12 protein-coding genes are annotated in these 18,825 nt (G+C 32.3%); 8 read left to right on the top strand and 4 right to left on the bottom strand.

All coding sequences use genetic code 11. The features are described 5' to 3' along the window. Positions 1-41: 41 nt before the first annotated feature. The 5 genes from KK2020170_RS02700 to KK2020170_RS02680 all read left to right on the top strand — a co-directional run bounded on the left by KK2020170_RS02700 (position 42) and on the right by KK2020170_RS02680 (position 7,415). Positions 42-2,633, top strand: a complete 2,592-nt coding sequence (locus tag KK2020170_RS02700) for a WD40/YVTN/BNR-like repeat-containing protein (protein ID WP_221259269.1) — start codon at positions 42-44, stop codon at positions 2,631-2,633. A gap of 246 nt (positions 2,634-2,879) precedes the next feature. Continuing rightward, positions 2,880-3,749: a succinate dehydrogenase cytochrome b subunit gene (locus KK2020170_RS02695; RefSeq protein WP_221259268.1), complete on the top strand. Its 870-nt coding sequence runs from the start codon at positions 2,880-2,882 to the stop codon at positions 3,747-3,749. A gap of 15 nt (positions 3,750-3,764) precedes the next feature. Next, positions 3,765-5,774, top strand: a complete 2,010-nt coding sequence (locus tag KK2020170_RS02690) for a fumarate reductase/succinate dehydrogenase flavoprotein subunit (RefSeq protein ID WP_221259267.1) — start codon at positions 3,765-3,767, stop codon at positions 5,772-5,774. A gap of 6 nt (positions 5,775-5,780) precedes the next feature. Then, positions 5,781-6,542, top strand: a complete 762-nt coding sequence (locus KK2020170_RS02685; RefSeq protein ID WP_221259266.1) for a succinate dehydrogenase/fumarate reductase iron-sulfur subunit — start codon at positions 5,781-5,783, stop codon at positions 6,540-6,542. A gap of 108 nt (positions 6,543-6,650) precedes the next feature. Next, positions 6,651-7,415 (top strand): amidohydrolase, encoded by a 765-nt coding sequence (locus KK2020170_RS02680; RefSeq protein WP_221259265.1) that lies wholly within the window; start codon positions 6,651-6,653, stop codon positions 7,413-7,415. A 37-nt stretch (positions 7,416-7,452) separates the two neighbouring features. Here the strand turns inward: KK2020170_RS02680 and KK2020170_RS02675 are convergent, their stop codons facing one another. Together KK2020170_RS02675 and KK2020170_RS02670 are read right to left on the bottom strand one after the other, a co-directional pair. Continuing rightward, complete coding sequence (locus KK2020170_RS02675; RefSeq protein ID WP_221259264.1) at positions 7,453-9,054, bottom strand: Ig-like domain-containing domain; 1,602 nt, start codon at positions 9,052-9,054, stop codon at positions 7,453-7,455. Positions 9,055-9,116: 62 nt separating this feature from the next. Continuing rightward, a complete protein-coding gene (locus KK2020170_RS02670) occupies positions 9,117-9,578 on the bottom strand; it encodes a ComF family protein (RefSeq protein WP_315861811.1) in 462 nt (153 codons plus the stop codon). Positions 9,579-9,870: 292 nt separating this feature from the next. On the opposite strand from KK2020170_RS02670, the gene KK2020170_RS02665 reads away from it, so the two are divergent. Together KK2020170_RS02665 and KK2020170_RS02660 are read left to right on the top strand one after the other, a co-directional pair. Next, positions 9,871-10,701, top strand: a complete 831-nt coding sequence (locus tag KK2020170_RS02665; protein ID WP_221259262.1) for a hypothetical protein — start codon at positions 9,871-9,873, stop codon at positions 10,699-10,701. A gap of 58 nt (positions 10,702-10,759) precedes the next feature. Further along, positions 10,760-12,301 (top strand): glycine--tRNA ligase, encoded by a 1,542-nt coding sequence (locus tag KK2020170_RS02660; protein ID WP_221259261.1) that lies wholly within the window; start codon positions 10,760-10,762, stop codon positions 12,299-12,301. A gap of 95 nt (positions 12,302-12,396) precedes the next feature. Here the strand turns inward: KK2020170_RS02660 and thiL are convergent, their stop codons facing one another. Then, entirely contained in the window at positions 12,397-13,443 is a 1,047-nt protein-coding gene (thiL, locus tag KK2020170_RS02655) for a thiamine-phosphate kinase (protein WP_221259260.1), read from the bottom strand. A gap of 100 nt (positions 13,444-13,543) precedes the next feature. Further along, positions 13,544-14,014 carry a regulatory protein RecX gene (locus KK2020170_RS02650; protein ID WP_255567335.1) on the bottom strand — a complete coding sequence of 157 codons (471 nt, stop codon included), beginning with the start codon at positions 14,012-14,014 and terminating at the stop codon, positions 13,544-13,546. 141 nt (positions 14,015-14,155) lie between these two features. Here KK2020170_RS02650 and KK2020170_RS02645 point away from each other — a divergent pair, with 141 nt between their 5' ends. Beyond that, the gene (locus KK2020170_RS02645) at positions 14,156-18,745 is read left to right on the top strand and encodes a choice-of-anchor D domain-containing protein (RefSeq protein ID WP_221259259.1); all 4,590 of its coding nucleotides are present in this window, start codon (positions 14,156-14,158) and stop codon (positions 18,743-18,745) included. Positions 18,746-18,825 lie beyond the last annotated feature (80 nt).

The following is an 18,825-nucleotide window of genomic DNA, read 5'->3' as shown; positions in this document are numbered from 1 at the left end:
TTAAAATCAAGATTTGATTAATTTGGTAAAAATTTCCACAAATGAAAAACAAATTCACTTTTCTCCTTCTTTTTTTAATAGCATTCGCTAATAGTCAAGTCATTGATGTTTCTGAAGTAAAATTCAAAAATATCGGACCAACAATCATGAGTGGTCGTGTGGTTGATTTGTCTGTTAATCCAGAAAACCCAACAGAATTTTATGTTGCGTATGCTTCGGGTGGACTTTGGTATACCAATAATAACGGAACCAGTTTTCAACCGGTTATGGATACTGCGCCAACTTTAAATTGTGGTTCGGTAACTGTAAATTGGAAAACACATGAAATTTGGGTGGGTACGGGAGAAGTAAATGCTTCGCGCTCTTCATATGCCGGAATAGGTTTGTTAAAATCATCAGATAAAGGTAAAACTTGGCAAAATTTAGGTTTAAAAGATTCACATCATATTTCGAGAGTTTGGGTAAATCCAATTGATTCCAATGAAATTATTGTGGCGGCTTTAGGTCATTTGTATACCAGAAATGAAGAAAGGGGAATTTTTAAAACTATCGATGGTGGAAAAACTTGGAAAAAAACACTTTTTATAAGCGATAAAACCGGAATTATAGATTTACAAGTCGTTTCTGAAAATCCTAAAATTATGTTTGCAGCATCGTGGGAAAAAGACAGAAAAGCTTGGAATTTCTCAGGTAACGGAAAAGAATCGGCTATTTATAAAAGTGAAGATGGCGGTGGGACTTGGCAATTAATTTCAACTGAAAACTCCGGATTTCCTCATGATGAAGGGGTTGGTAGAATAGGTCTTGCAGTTGTTAATGAAAAAATGATTTATGCAGTTTTAGACAATCAAAATAAAAGACCAAATGCCAATAAAGAAAAACCGAAAGATGCAAATGCTGCACTTTTTGAAACAGAAGTAATTGGTTGTGAATTATACAAATCTGTTGATGGTGGTAAATCTTGGAGTAAAACACACGATAATTTTATCGATGATATGTTTTATTCTTACGGCTATTATTTTGCAAATATTGCCGTTAATTCAAGCGATGAGAACCAAATTTATATTGGAGGTGTACCCTTATTAAACTCAAATGATGGCGGAAAGTCTTTCAAGATGATTAATAAAGAGAATGTTCATGCGGATCATCATGTAACTTGGATAAACCCAAAAAACCCTAAACACATAATTAACGGGAACGATGGAGGTGTAAATATAACTTATGATAATGGCGAACATTGGATTAAATGTAATAATGAGGCAGTTGGTCAGTTTTATGCGGTACAAGTAGACAATCAAAAGCCGTATAATGTTTATGGAGGTTTACAAGATAATGGAGTTTGGGTTGGGCCTAATGATTTTGAGCAAAATGTAGCGTGGCATCAAGAAGGAAAATATCCCTATCAAGAGTTAATTGGGGGTGATGGGATGCAAATTCAAATTGATAATCGCAACTCAAATATTGTTTATACAGGATATCAGTTTGGTAATTATTTTAGAATAAATCGAGAGACTAATGATTTTAATAAAATCACTCCAAAATTACTTAAAGATTCAAAAGAAGAACCCTACCGTTTCAATTGGCAAACTCCTATTTTATTGTCGAGTCATAATCAAGACATTTTGTATCTAGGGTCTAATTTTTTACACCGTTCTATGGACAAAGGTGAAACTTGGGAAAAAATTTCTAAAGATTTAACCAAAGGGAAAGTAGAAGGAAATGTCGCTTTTGGGACACTTACAACAATATCTGAGAGTCAATTTAAATTCGGATTAATTTATGTTGGTTCAGATGATGGATATGTTCATGTGACAAAGGATGGAGGTGAAACTTGGAAAAAAATAAGTAACAATCTTCCAGAAAATTTATGGGTTTCAAGAGTTGTTGCTTCTTCACATAGGTTGGAAAGGGTTTATGCGACCTTAAATGGTTATAGAAATGATGATTTTACAAGTTATATATATGTTTCGGAAGATTATGGGGATACTTGGAAATTAATAACTCATGGAATTGAAAATTCACCAGTTAACGTGATTTATGAAGATGATAGTAATGAAAATGTTTTATATGTTGGAACCGATAATTCTTTGTTTGCAAGCATAAATAGAGGTGAAAAATGGTTCGATTTCTCTGAAAATATGCCAAATGTAGCAGTTCATGATATTAAACTGCAATCTGAAGCTAGAGAATTAATTGTAGGAACTCATGGACGCTCTATTTATAAAGTAGATGTTTCATACTTAGAAAAGTTAACTAATGAAATACTAGATTCGGAATTGCATTTGTTTGACATTGAAGATGTGATTTTTTCAAAAAATTGGGGTAAGAAAATGTATACTTGGGGTGATTATTATCAGCCAAAGACTGATTTTTGGATTTACAGTAAAAGTTACAGAAAAACTCAATTGAATATATACAATTCAAAGGATAAATTAGTTTTCAAAAAGGATGTTCAATTAAAGAGAGGGTTAAATAAAGTTCAATACGATTTAATCTATTCGAAAGAGAAAGGTTTTAGTCAAGAGAAAGTTATAAAAGCTGATGATGGAAATTTTTACCTTTTAAAAGGAAAGTATAAAATTGCGATTGAAGACAAAAACAAAGTTTTTGAAATTAATGAGAAGAAAAAGTAAATTTACTTTAAAAGCACAATTTTAGAGCTTTGAATTGCTACTTTTTTTATAATAGTTTTATGGATTATATTTAAAAGTCTAAAAAAAAAATATATGCATAAGATTGTGGTTTTACAATATATTGATTTTGTTGAGGTTAAACACATTTTAAATTCATTATAAATTAGAACTAAAAGGTTGTAGTATAAGTGAAATAACCTTATTTTTGTTTGATTTTTTATAAAACTATTACAATCAAATAAAATTATGGCAAAATCAGCGCTTTTAAAGTCATCTATTGCAAAGAAATATTGGATGGCTCTTACAGGTTTATTTTTATGCTTGTTTTTAGCGGGTCACTTAGCAGGAAATTTACAACTAATTTTCGGTACAAAGCAACAATTTAATGAGTATGCTTTGTTTATGACTACTAATCCGGCGGTAAAAATATTATCGTACTTAACTTACATTTCAATTCTTTTTCATGCGGTGGATGGAATTTTATTAACCATTCAAAATAAAAAAGCAAGACCAGTAGGTTATGTTAAAACAAATCCTTCAGCTAATAGCGGAATTGCATCTAGAAATATGGCAGTTCTAGGAACGTTAATTTTAGTTTTTATTGTGACTCACATGGTTAATTTTTGGGCAAAAATGCATTTTGACAAAAATATGCCTTTAATGACAACAACAGTTCAAACTCCAGGGCAAGAACCTAGAGAATATTATGTAGGAACATCTGTAGGACAGTACTTTGCTGTTGATCAAGTGGCGACAGTAAACGATTCTATAAATCAAGTAAATCAAATGGTTCCTAAACAATTAAAAGTGATTAATGGAACTGAAGTTTTTGATGCAAGAGCAAATGTTAAAATAGGTAGTTTATATAAAGATTTACATAAAATCACTTTCGATTTCTTTAAAAACCCTAAAATTGGTTTATGGGCAACTTTAGGATATGTTTTAGCAATGTTTGTTTTGGCATTCCACTTATGGCACGGCTTTCAGAGTGCATTTCAATCGTTAGGAATTAATAATAAGTTTACACCAACAATTAAATTTATTGGTAAAGCTTTTGCAGTTATAGTACCAATATTATTTGCTATAATTCCTTTATATATTCATTTTTCAAAATAATCAACACATAGTAGTATGAAGTTAGATTCTAGAATACCTGAAGGACCATTAAAAGACAAATGGACCAATCATAAAAATCATTTAAAATTAGTTGCTCCTAATAACCGTCCAAAGATTGATGTAATTGTTGTAGGAACGGGTTTAGCTGGCGCTTCGGCTGCAGCTTCTCTAGGAGAAATGGGATATAATGTAAAAGCATTTTGTTTTCAAGATTCTCCACGTCGTGCTCACTCTATTGCAGCACAAGGAGGGATTAATGCAGCAAAAAATTACCAAAACGATGGAGATTCAATCTATCGTTTATTCTATGATACAATCAAAGGGGGAGATTATCGTGCTCGTGAAGCTAATGTTCATCGTTTAGCTGAAGTTTCTGGTAATATTATTGACCAATGTGTGGCACAAGGAGTTCCTTTTGCTCGTGAATATGGAGGAATGTTAGATAACCGTTCGTTTGGTGGGGTTCAAGTACAACGTACTTTTTATGCTGCTGGACAAACGGGACAACAGTTATTATTAGGAGCTTATTCAGCTTTATCTCGTCAAATTGGTTTAGGACGTGTTAAAATGTACAACCGTCACGAAATGTTAGATTTGGTAAAAGTTGATGGAAAGGCTCGTGGAATTATTGCACGTAACTTAGTTACAGGAGAAATCGAGAGACATTCTGCACACGCTGTTGTAATTGCTTCTGGTGGTTACGGAAACGTTTATTTCTTGTCTACAAATGCAATGGGTAGTAACGTAACTGCTTCTTGGAAAATTCACAAACAAGGGGCTGCTTTTGCAAATCCATGTTATGTGCAAATTCACCCAACATGTATTCCAGTTCATGGAACAAACCAATCAAAGTTAACGTTAATGTCAGAATCATTACGTAACTCTGGTCGTATTTGGGTTCCTAAAAAGAAAGAAGATGCTGAAGCAATTCGCGCTGGTAAATTAAAGCCAACACAAATTGCAGAAGAAGATAGAGATTATTACTTAGAAAGAAGATATCCAGCTTTTGGTAACTTAGTACCTCGTGACGTGGCATCTCGTGCTGCAAAAGAGCGTTGTGATGCTGGTTATGGTATTGAAGCAAATGATACAAACGAAGGTGTTTACTTAGATTTCTCTTCTGAAATTAAAAGTAAAGGTAAGGAAGTGGCTTATGCACAAGGAAATCACAACCCTTCTGAAGAAGAAATTATCACATTAGGTAAAAAATGGTTGGAAGAAAAGTATGGTAACTTATTCGAGATGTATGAAAAAATTACAGACGAAAATCCATATGAAACACCAATGAAGATTTATCCAGCGGTTCACTATACAATGGGTGGAGTTTGGGTTGATTATAACTTACAATCTACTATTCCAGGTTGTTTCGTAGCTGGAGAAGCGAATTTCTCTGATCACGGAGCAAACCGTTTAGGTGCTTCTGCTTTAATGCAAGGTTTAGCAGATGGTTATTTTGTTTTACCTTATACGGTTTCGAATTATTTAGCTGACGAAATTCGTACAGGTAAGATTTCGACTGATGCACCTGAATTTCTTGAAGCAGAAAAGAACGTAAAAGATTCAATCAATATGTTCTTGAACAATAATGGTACGAAAACAGTTGACCATTTCCATAAAAGATTAGGACACGTTATGTGGAATAAAGTGGGTATGGCACGTAACGAGCAAGGATTGAAAGAAGCAATTGAAGAAATAGGTCAAATTCGTGATGAATTCTACAAAGATGTTTACGTTCCAGGTAGCGCAGATGAAATGAACCCAGAATTAGAAAAAGCACTTCGTGTTGCCGATTTCTTAGAATTAGGACAATTAATGGCAATGGATGCTTTACAACGTAAAGAATCTTGTGGTGGACATTTTAGAGAAGAGTATCAAGATGCTGAAGGAGAAACACTTCGTGATGACGAAAACATGTCGTTCGTAGGTGCATGGGAATACAAAGGTCAAGATACTACTAAAGCGGTACTTCACAAAGAAGATTTAAAATACGAGTTCATTAAAATTGCAGCTAGAAACTATAAATAAGAGATTATGAGTACAGCAAAAAACATCAATATAACCTTAAAAATTTGGCGTCAAAAAAATGCTAAAACTAAAGGTGGTATAGAAACGTATAAGTTAGATAATGTTTCTACAGCAAGTTCGTTTTTGGAAATGTTGGACCAATTAAACGAGCAATTAGTAAGTGAAAGAAAAGAGCCTGTAGCTTTCGATCATGATTGTCGTGAAGGTATTTGTGGTATGTGTTCATTATATATTAATGGTAGAGCACACGGTCCAGAAACGGGTACTACAACATGTCAATTGCATATGCGTAAATTTAACGATGGAGATACAATCTACATTGAACCATGGAGAAGTAAAGCTTTCCCTGTAATTAAAGATTTAGTTGTCGATAGAAGTTCTTTTGATAGAATACAACAAGCAGGTGGATTCGTTTCTGTAAACACTTCAGGTAATACAATTGACGCAAATTCAATTCCAGTTCCTAAGGTAGATGCTGATAAAGCTTTTGAAGCTGCAGCATGTATTGGGTGTGGAGCTTGTGTTGCTAGTTGTAAAAATGGTTCTGCAATGTTATTCGTTGGAGCTAAAGTTTCTCAATATGCATTATTGCCTCAAGGACAAGTAGAAGCAACCCAACGTGTATTAAATATGGTTCGCCAAATGGACGAAGAAGGATTTGGTAACTGTACAAATACTGGTGCTTGTGAAATCGAATGTCCGAAAGGAATTTCTCTTGAAAATATTGCACGTATGAATCGTGAGTATTTAAAAGCAAGCGTAAAATAATTAGATAAGTCATTCCGAGCAAAGCGAAGGAATCTTACAATATAAACCTGTTAGCTTAACTGTTAACAGGTTTCCTTTTTTCTATTACATTTGTAAAAAAATCTATTCATGAAAGTAGCTATTCTACAAACCGATTTAGTTTGGGAAAATCCAATATATAACCGTTTAACCATTGAAAGTAAAGTGCTTTCAAGCGATAAAAAGTTTGATATATTAGTATTGCCCGAAATGTTTACTTCTGGCTTTACAATGAATCCTGAGCGCGTTGCTGAAACAATGCAAGGCGAAACGATACAATGGTTAAAAAGTCTAGCAAAACAAAAGAAAACAGCTATTATTGGTAGTTTGGTTATTGAAGAAGAAGGAAATTATTACAACCGATTGGTTTTTGTAACGCCAAAAGGTGAAATCCAACATTATAATAAACGCCATTTATTCACATTAGCTGGTGAAGAAAAAGTCTATACTAAAGGAACCGAAAAAGTAATTTTTGAATATAAAGATTGGAAAATTTGTCCACAAGTATGTTACGATTTGCGTTTTCCTGTTTTTGCTAGAAATGTAGAAGATTATGATTTATTGGTTTATGTTGCCAATTGGCCAAAAGTGAGAACTCAAGCTTGGGATACTTTACTTAAAGCGAGAGCAATTGAAAATATGAGTTTCGTCATTGGAGTTAACCGAGTTGGAAAAGATGCAAACGGACACGATTATATAGGTCATTCTCAAGTTATTGATGAATTAGGCAACGAATTAATCGCTCCTTTTGAAGAAAGCGATTTACAAGTAGTTTCGCTAAACAAAAAGAAAATGCACGAAACACGAGCTAAACTTAATTTCTTGAATGATAAAGATGAATTTGATTTGAAGTAAAACTTTTTACTTTCGACTTTTCTCTTTTGACTTAAATCTAAAACTCCTGTTCCACATCCCAATTGGCGCGAACATCAATTTCTTTAGGATAATATTGAATTTCTTCGGCTTGGCGTTTTTCTAAGTAACTTCCTGTATCCCAAACTCCATTTCCGTTATCATCATAAATAATACGTAACTTATAAATATTTGGTTCTAATGCATCAAAATTTAAAGTTCTTTCACCATTAGAAATGGCACTTGCTTTTACTTCACCTTTAGTGGTAATAATTTCAAGTATTAAAGGAAATTTTTTTGCAGAAGTTAAATTAACACGTAAGTTTCCATAATCGGTTAATGCTTTTGTATCGAAAACAAAACTTAACGTATCGTTTTTAAGATTGTATATATCTTCAAATGCATTTGGTAAAAATTCAATTTGATATTTTTGACCCTCTTCTTTTTTGAAATCAATTTTAATTTCTTGTTCAAATTCATCGTAAGCAAAATCAAAATCAACTTTCACAGAATCCTTATTCAATAATGTGATTAAATTTTTGTCAATATTTTTTAAAGGGGTTGCGGTTGTTAGTTTGTATGTATCTCTAAAATGAAGTGTGCCTTTTTGAATTGCATTTATAGAAAGAGAATCGGTTTCTTTTTGTTCTTTAATTTTAGTAGTAAAGGTTTTTTTATAGTTTTCTTTTTCAACCGATATAACAAGAGAATCTACTTTTATTAAAGGCATAAATAACTGAACCGAATCTTTATTTTTTTCAGGGAATTTTGTCATTGTAAGAGGAACGTTATTTATTCCATCAGTTGCTGTAATTTTTGCGTCTTTTGGATTTCCCTCAAACCCCATAAACAATTTGTTATTACTTTGTTGGATTGGCTTTACAGCTTTAAAAACAGTTTTTTCTTGAAAAAGTTCTAATTCAAACAACGTATCATTAGGAACAGAAATCTTGTTTTTAAGAAAACCAATTTTATCCTTTTTTGGATCAAATTTATAATTGTTATTATAATCCTTTAAAGCAACTATGTAATATTCGCCAGCTTTTAAATTCTCTAGGGCAAATACTTTTAAACTATCAAGCGTATTGGTAACATAAAGAGGCGTTTCTTTATAAACTGTACTATCAGTAAAAGTTTGAGCATCATACAATTGAACTGAAACAAAATTATCAGGTTTTTCTTCAAAAGCATCTTTAATTTTACCCATAATAGCTAGTGAATCAATATAGCTTCCTGTTGAAAGAACATATTTAAATTGAGAATATGGATTACCTTCATTATTGTCAGTTATACTTTGTCCAAAATTAAAACTGTAAGTTGTATTGGGCTGTAAAGTGTCTAAAATTTTTATGGATATGAATTTACTTGCACTTCCTTGTGGAATTATGATTGGATTCTTTTTTAAAGGAGGCGAAATAATTAATTGCTTATTAATGTCTTTAACTTTAATTAACTCATTGAAGGTAATTTTAATTTCATTTCCATCAAAATTTGTTGTGTAATTATCAGGATAAGCGTTAACTAAAACAGGTGCAATTGTGTCCTTTGGTCCACCAGTAATTGTACCTCTTTTAGCGCAACTTGTAAATGTTAAAAATCCTGCGAAAAAAAGTGCAAAAACAACAAAATAAATATTCTTCATTGAAACGATATTTAGTACAAAATAACAACTAAAATTCTACTGAACCAATTTTTTAATTTTTTTTAAGATTGTGTAAATGCAATAGTAACAATACTTACTTTAGAATTTGGAATTTTAAGTAAAGCATTAGCGCATTTTTCTAGTGTGGCACCAGTTGTAATTACATCATCAACTAATAAAAAATGTTTTCCACAATCTTGTTCGCTAAATCTAGCCTCAAATAAATTAGTTTGATATTGTCTTGCAACTTTATCCTTGTGTGTTTGAGTTTCTGTATATAGATTACGAACTAGAAGTGATTCGTTTAAAGGAATGTTTAAATTTTCTGAAAGCGATACACAAAAAGTAGTCACTTGGTTGTATCCTCTTTTTTTTAATCGTTTTGGATGAAGTGGTACTGGAATTATTTCGGTAATATTATTTTGTTCAATTACTTCTTTTAATTCATAGGCATAAAGATTTCCTAATAAGGTTCCAATTTCTTGTTTGTCTCTGTACTTTAAATTGTGGATTATTTCTTTCACAATTCCATAGGATTTGAAATATAAAAAGGAGGCTCCGAATTCAATAGGAATTATTCCATAAAACTTTTTTGTTAAATCGTTTTCAAAAATGTTATGATGATACGTTTTAGGTAATTCATGCAGACAATCAGAGCAAAGTGTTTTTTCGTTTTTTAAAAGTAAATTTTTACACCCAAAACAAGTTTGAGGATAAATTAAGTTTATCAGATTTTTAAGCATTTCATCGAAAAATTACCTATATAGTTGTTAAAAATAGAGTATTTTTTTTAATTTGAAGAAAATAACTAGCCAAATGCCAACTATAAAAAATAATGTACTCCTAATTGGGATTGCAATCACTACAATTCTTTCAGTTTTCTGTGGATATAAATACTTCACTGCAGTTTCAGAAAATGAAAAAAAATCAGAATTGTTTAATGCTGAAAAACAAATTTTACAAACCCAATTACAAGAAATTTTAGTAAGTTATGATAAAGTTAATGCTGAAAATGTTGATCTAAAGAAAAATCAAGCAGAAATTTTTGAAAATTATAGTAGTCTAGCTTCGACAGCTTCACCCGAATTAGAATATACTACAGATAAAAGTCCAGCAGGAAAAGTTCATAATTTAAGAATTCAAAATGAGAATTTCAGAAACCAAATAGCTGAATTAGAAACAAAAATAGAACGAAATAAGATTAAGATTCACCAAATTGAAGAACACAATTTTTCAGTTGAAGAAAAAACAGTGGTAAAACAATTAAAAGCTGTAAACGTGAATGCTAGAGGGGTTAGGGTTTTAACTGACTTATATAAGAAAAATAAAGTTCAACCAATACAAGAATTAAGAGTTTGCTTCACTTTAGAAGGAAGCGAATTTGTAGGTATAGGAAACAAAAAAGTATACATTCAAATAATTAACCCTAATAACCAAATTGTTTCATTAGAAAAAGATTTTTTTGAAGACACTCAAGGAAATAAAGTAGTTTACAGTTCAAAAACAGATGTTGCCTACAATCAAAAAGACACAGATGTTTGTACTTACGTAGATCTTGAAAAGAATAAAACTATTAAAGGAACTTATAAAGTTAACTTGTTTTATAATTCAATTAAAATTGGTTCAACGTCTTATGATTACAATTAATTCAATTTATTCTTAAAATTCTTTTCTAAATTGACTTCCTATTTTTTACTTTTGCAGCATGGCAAAACAAGAAGACATTTTTAAAAATGTAATTTCGCATGCAAAAGAGTACGGATTTATTTTTCCGTCGAGCGAAATTTATGATGGTTTAAGTGCAGTTTATGATTATGCACAAAACGGAGTAGAGTTAAAGAAAAATATACGCGACTATTGGTGGAAATCAATGGTGCAAATGCACGAAAATATCGTTGGTATTGACGCTGCAATTTTTATGCATCCAACTACTTGGAAAGCATCAGGTCACGTTGATGCTTTTAACGATCCACTTATCGATAATAAAGATTCTAAAAAAAGATATCGTGCCGATGTTTTAATTGAAGATTATGCTGAAAAATTAAATCAGAAAGCACAAAAAGAAATAGAAAAAGCAAAAGCGCGTTTTGGCGATGCTTTTGATGAAGCACAATATGTTGCAACTAACGAAAGAGTTAAAGGATATCTAGACCAAAAAACTGCAATTCTTCAAAGAATGGCAAAAGGTTTAGATTCTGGAGATTTAGCCGATGTTAAAGCGTTAATTGAAGAATTAGAAATTGCTTGTCCAGAATCAGGTTCTAAAAATTGGACAGAAGTTCGTCAGTTCAACTTAATGTTTGGAACTAAATTAGGAGCTTCTGCCGATACGGCTATGGATTTATATTTACGTCCAGAAACGGCTCAAGGGATTTTCGTAAACTTCTTAAACGTTCAAAAAACGGGTCGAATGAAAATTCCTTTTGGTATTGCTCAAACAGGTAAGGCTTTCCGTAATGAAATCGTAGCACGTCAGTTTATTTTCCGTATGCGTGAATTTGAACAAATGGAAATGCAATTCTTTGTGAAGCCAGGCGAAGAAATGAAATGGTATGAATACTGGAAAGAAACACGTTTAAAATGGCATAATTCACTTGGTTTAGGTGCTGAAAATTATCGTTTCCACGACCATGAAAAATTAGCACACTACGCAAACGCTGCAGCAGATATCGAATTCAACTTCCCATTCGGATTTAAAGAATTAGAAGGAATTCACTCAAGAACAGATTTTGATTTAAAAGCGCACGAACAATTCTCAGGTAAAAAATTACAATATTTCGACACGGAGGAAAATAGAAACTACGTTCCTTACGTAGTAGAAACTTCGGTTGGTTTAGATAGAATGTTCTTGGCAGTTTTCTCAAAAGCTTTACAAGAAGAAACCTTAGAAGATGGTTCTACACGTACAGTTTTACGTTTACCTTCAGTTTTAGCACCAACAAAAGCAGCTGTATTACCATTAGTTAAGAAAGATGGTTTGCCAGAAGTTGCTAGAGAAATTGTGGACGATTTAAAATGGGATTTCAATGTTGCATATGATGAAAAAGATGCTGTAGGTCGTCGTTACCGTCGTCAAGATGCTTTAGGAACTCCTTTCTGTATTACTGTAGATCATCAAACATTAGAAGACAAAACGGTTACTATTCGCCACCGCGATACTATGGAACAACAACGTGTTGCTATTTCTGAATTAAGAGGAATAATCAATAACGAAGTTTCTATGCGAAATTGGTTAATGAAAATGTAATTTAAAAGTAACAGTTGCAAAATATACATAATCTAAAAATCCCAAATGTTTAATCATTTGGGATTTTTTTATTTCTAAATTCTGAAATCTAAATTCTAACTTTCAAGAGCATTCCAACCGCGAGCTTTTAATGCGATTTTTGTATTAGCTCTTGTGATTAAATGAATGCCTTCTTTTGCCTCAGTCATGTGGCCAATTACTGTAAAGTTTGGATTGGCTTTTATTTTATCAAAACCTTCCATTTTTATAGTAAACAGTAATTCGTAATCTTCACCACCACTCAAAGCTACAGTCGTTATGTCAAGATTAAATTCTTCACAAACATTAATTAATTGAGGATCAGCAGGGATTTTCTCTTCAAATAAATTGCAACCCACGTTACTTTGCTTACACAAATGAATTATTTCCGATGAAAGCCCGTCAGAAATATCAATCATAGATGTCGGTTTGATTTCCAATTTTTCTAAAATCTCTTTGATATCATTTCTAGCTTCGGGTTTTAATTGTCTTTCAATTAAATATGTATAGGCATCTAAATCAGGTTGATTATTTGGATTAACTTGAAAAACTTGTTTTTCGCGTTCCAAAACTTGTAAGCCCATATATGCAGCACCAACATCTCCAGTAACTACTAATAAATCATTATTTTGAGCACCATTGCGATATACTATTTCATCTAAATTAGCTTCTCCTATAGCTGTAATGCTAATTATTAAGCCTTTTTGAGAAGAAGTTGTATCGCCACCAATAATATCAACATTATAAATTTGTGCAGCTAACTTCATTCCATCATACAATTCTTCAACGGCTTCAAGTGGAAAACGATTGGAAACTGCAATTGAAATAGTAATTTGTGTTGGCGTAGCATTCATAGCGCAAATGTCAGAAATATTAGCTACGACTGCCTTATATCCCAAATGTTTGAGCGGCATGTAGGCTAAATCAAAATGAACACCTTCAATTAGTAAATCAGTTGAAACAACCGCTTTTTTTGCTCCAAAATCTAAAACAGCAGCGTCGTCTCCAATACTTTTTACGGTAGATTTACGATTTATTTTGATGTTTTTAGTTAAATGTTCAATTAAACCAAATTCACCTAAGTTTTCTAGTTGTGTTTTCGGTTGATTTTTATCTTCTAACATACGTTCAAATTTTTTGCAAAGATAGGGTTAATGTGTTAATTTGACGATATACCAATGAGTCAATTATTTTATTAGTACATCAACACATTGCCACATTGTCTCATTGATTATTGTTCAATTCATTTAACTTTTCAAAAATTAGATTTGACTCATAACCTTTACGGAGTAAAAAGTCGACAAACTTTTTATTTTTTTTTGGACCTTTCCTTTCTTTTATGGTGTTCCAATGCTTTTCCGCTAATGAATTAAACTTTTCTAAGTAATCGTCTTCAGATAATTCAGCTAAAGCCGATTGTATAATTCGTTGAGAAATATCTCGAAACTTTAATTCTTGAATAATTCTGTTTTTGCCCCAATTTTTATAATTGTTTTTGCCACGAGCAAAACTTTTAGCAAAACGTTCCTCGTTTATGAAATTGTTTTCAATTAAATAAGTCAGAATTTTTTCACGAGCTTCAGGAATCAAAGAGAAGCTATTGAGCTTGTTATTAACATCTTTATAGCAACGTTCCTGATATGCACAAAAGTACTCCATTTTGTTTTGTATCTCTTGAATGGTAAGACTTTTCATGTTTTTTGATTTCAATTTCTTAACCTTTTAATAAAATGACTTTTCAACAAAGCTACTGAATATCAAATATTTTTGCATAAATTTGTAGGCTTTTTCTTTTTTAAAGAAAGAGCAATAAACATAACCTAAATTTACTTAATAATGAAATTAAGATTACTGTTTTTAACTTTTTTATTTTCAGCTCTTTCTTGGGGGCAAATTTATCAACATGATTTTGGTACAACTTCAATTACGGCACATCCTTATATAGTTGCACCTGGTATTTTTGATGCTAATCTTTCAAATTCTTCATGGGTAAATAGTACCGGGTCTTGGGTTTCTTTTGCAGGAAGTGCTGGTCAAGCTATTTCTTTAAGCAATTCTTTTGGGACACCAACTATTACTTTAACTTTTGATGTTGCACCAACTTACCAAGTTGATGTAACAAGTTTTAGTTTTTGGAGAAGAAGAAGTAATACTGGAGCACAAAATTGGTCAATGACTGTAAATGGGATTAATGTTGGTTCTGGGGCTGTTCCAACAACAGGAGCAGATACAGGAAATTTAGTTGTTGCAAGCCCTGTGACTGGTTTATCAGGAACAGTAACTGTTGTAATTTCTTTAAGTGGAGCTTCTGGCACAGGGACTTTTAGGCTAGATGACTTTACATTAAATGGTTCTGTTTATTCTGGTGCATCAACTTATTCAGTAACTTATGATGGAAATGGAAATGATTCTGGTTCTGTTCCAACAGATGGAAATGCATATAATTCTGGTGATTCAGTAACAGTTTTAGGAAATACAGGTAGTTTAGGTTTAACAGGTTATACGTTTAATGGTTGGAATACTGCTGCAGATGGAAGTGGAACTTCTTATGTGGCGAGTGATACTTTTAACATTACAGCCAATACAACTTTATATGCACAGTGGTTAAATACTTCGCCACCAGTTATTACAAGTTCTTTAACGGATACTGGTATTGTTGGGGTGGCTTATACTTATGATATTGTTGCAACAAATTCACCTACAAGTTATAGTGCAACAGGTTTGCCTGCAGGGTTGTCAATAAATACAACAACGGGTCAAATCACAGGAGCTGTTGCAACAGCTGGAGTTTACAATGTTACAATTTCAGCAACTAATGCTTATGGTACAGATACAGAAACTTTGGTAATTACAATTACTACTGGGCCTTGTGGAAGTGAAAGTTTTACAAATTCAAACGCAACAGCGTCATATTCTAACGGGTCATTTGTTGGTGATAATGGTGTTACTTGGACATATGTACAATCAAGAGATGAAAATGGTGATGCTAATGGTTCTGGAATAAATGGAAGTGCATTAATGTTAAGAAGAGTTGCTGATAATAGTAGTGTAACTTCTTCTACACTTACCACAGGAATACAAGATTTTAGCGTTACTCTATATAAAGGTTTTACTGGTGCTGGAAACAGACAAGTTGAGCTTTTTGTAAACGGTGTTTCTCAAGGTACATCTACTCCATTTGATGATTTTCTTCCACACGTTTTTACAGTAAATAACATTAATATTTCTGGAAATGTAATTATTGAGATTAGAAATATAACTGCTAACCAGGTTATTGTTGATGATATTCAATGGACATGTTATAATGTAAATAATGAGATAGATGTCTTAGGAAATAGTGTTTCAATTGTAGATGGAGATACAACTCCTTCGTTAACAGATGATACCGATTTTGGAACAACGCTTGTAGGAGTAGATGTTTCGCATACATTTACGATTACAAATGCAGGGCCAGATGATTTAAGTATTTCTGGTATAACAATTACAGGTGTTGATGCTGCTGATTTCTATGTGTCTATTCCTCCGGGAACAACTGTAACATCTGGAGGTTCAACAACTTTTGAAATAACTTTTAATTCAGCTACAGTAGGAATTAGTAATGCTACAGTTAATATAGCAAATAATGATAGTGATGAAAATCCTTATACTTTTGATATTACGGGTGAAGTTATTACTTGTACGCCTACAACATCTGTAAGCTCAATATCTCCAGCTTCTGGTCCTGTTGGAACAGTTGTTACAATAAACGGTAGTGGTTTAACAACAGCTACTTCAGTTCATTTTGGAGCGTATTCAGCTTCATTTACAATTATTTCAGATACTGTTATTGAAGCAATTGTACCTGCTAATGCAACGACTGGTAATATAATAATTCAAGATGCAAGTGCATGTGATTTGTCATATTCTTCTTTTACTGTAATTGTTCAAGATAATTCAACATGTGATCCAACATCAAATGGGATTACAGATTTATTTATTTCAGAAGTAACAGATGCTTCATCGGGTTCTTTAAGTTATATTCAAATCTTTAATGGAACTGGTGTTACTGTTGATATGACAGACTATTCGGTACTAATTAGAAATAATGGAAGTGGAACAGGTGATGATATTCCATTAACAGGCACATTAGTTAGTGGAGGAACTTTTGTTTTAGCGACTAGTGTTGGTACAGCGTGTGCAGTTCCTGGTGGAGATGGGACATATGCCGATCAAAATGATGTTTCAAGTGGTGTTAATAATAATGATTGTATTCACTTAGATAAATTAGGTACAATTATAGACACATGGGGAGTTTGTGACGGTTCTTCTTGGATTAATGCTTTAGGTTTGGGGTCACAAGGGTATGATTTTAAAAGAAACCCAACCGCAACACCAATTCCTTCTACTACTTTCGTGTCAACTGATTGGACAATCGTTGATTTTAATAGTTGTAGCGATAATTATGATTTAATTAATACTTATCAAGGAATTAGAACACCTCCATCAGCTACTACTTTGGGAGCTACCTATGGTGCTTCATGTACTTCAGCATCAGTAAGTGTTACTGGGACTGAAGCTGTCGCAGGTGGTGCACCATTAACGTATCAATGGTATTTTAGTGCTCCTGGTGATACAGGTTGGACAATGGTTTCAAATGGTGGTGTGTACTCTGGTGCAACTACTGATACATTAAATATTTCAGATATTACAGGTTTAGAAGAATACCAGTATTATTGTCAAGTAATGGAAGATACTGCTACTTGTTTTATTGCATCAGCTGCTGTGCAAATTGGTGGAGGAGCATCAACAACTTGGAATGGTACTTCTTGGTCTAATGGTGTTCCAAACTCTGGAATGTTAGCAATAATTGATGGAGATTATGATACAGCAATTGATGGAAGTTTTTCTTGTTGTAGTTTATTAGTAAACGCAACTTATACTTTAGATATTCAGGCAGTTGATTATGTTGAAATACAGTATAACTTAACTGTAAATGGAACGCTTAATGTATGGGATGATGGTTCATTGGTGCAAGTTGATGATAGTGGAGTTAACGTAGGAAATATTAATTATGAAAGAATTACAACTGGTGCAGCTTTAGATTATGTATATTGGTCTTCACCTGTTGATGGAGTTAACACTCCTGGAACTGGTTATGTTTTTTCTTGGAATCCTGTTTTAGCTAATCCAAACGCAGGTTGGGGTTATTGGGTGTTTTCTACAAATACTTCAATGGCTTCTGGTGTTGGTTATATTATGCGAGATGTATTTTCAAGAAACTTTACAGGGGTTCCTAGAAATGGAGTTATTCAACCATCAATTGCAAGAGCTAATTATACTGGAGCTGATTTCCTAGGAAATAATAATGTTACAATTACAAGATTTGACGACAACTGGAATTTAATTGGTAATCCCTATCCATCAGCAATTAGTGCGTTAGACTTTTTAACATTAAATACCAATATAGAAGGAGCGGTAAGAATTTGGACACATGGTACTACACCATCAACTTCAATATCTGATCCCGTTTACGATGATTTTGTTTATAACTACACAGTTAATGATTATATTGTATATAATGGTACCGGTACAGTAAGTGGTCCTGGAGGATTTAATGGTTTTATTGCGGGTGGGCAGAGTTTTATGGTTAACATGAATGATGGAGCAGCGGCTTCTGAAACTTTAACGTTTAATAATTCAATGAGAAATATTGGTCATAATAATGAGCAATTTTACAAACAAGCAAGCAGCAATAAAGTTGCTGTTGACCAGGAGAAACATAGAATTTGGTTAGACTTAGCAAATACACAAAATAATTCTACAAGAACTTTAGTTGGGTATGTGGAAAATGCAACAAACGATAAAGACAGATTGTACGATGCAATTACAAATGCGCAATCTAATGAAATGAGTATTTATTCTATAATAAATAACGAAAGAATGTTAATTCAAGGTAGAGTTTTACCTTTTGATGATCAAGATAAAGTACAAATTGGAGTTAAAATTCCTGTGCCTGGAGTTTATACGATAGGATTAAGTGCTTTGGATGGTTTATTTGCAGGTTCTCAAGATATTTATTTAGAAGACAAAGAATTAAATATTATATATGACTTAAAACAAATGCCATATAGTTTTATTTCTAATTCTGGAGAGTTTAAAAATAGATTTGTTTTAAGATATACTAACCAATTACTTAATACTAATGAAGTAGTTGATGTGAATGATATTACAATTGCAACTTTACAAGATGGATTTACAATAAGTTCTCTTTATGAAAATATTAAATCAGTAACTATTCATAATGTATTAGGTCAGATTTTATATCAAAAACAAAATGTTAATTCTAATAACATTACTATTTCAAATTTAATAAAGAATAATCAGGCTTTACTTGTAAAAATAACTTTAGATAATAATAAAGAAATTACTAAAAAAGTAATTTATTAATTAGTACATATTCAATAAAAAAGCGACTTTAAAAAAAAGTCGCTTTTTTATTATAAATCTTTTAATTTATAAATTAATTG

Origin of the sequence: Flavobacterium okayamense, from assembly GCF_019702945.1 — a bacterium.
Lineage (GTDB): Bacteria > Bacteroidota > Bacteroidia > Flavobacteriales > Flavobacteriaceae > Flavobacterium > Flavobacterium okayamense.
The sequence above is the reverse complement of the archived record's forward strand: the minus strand, read 5'-3'. Positions and strand labels throughout refer to the sequence as shown.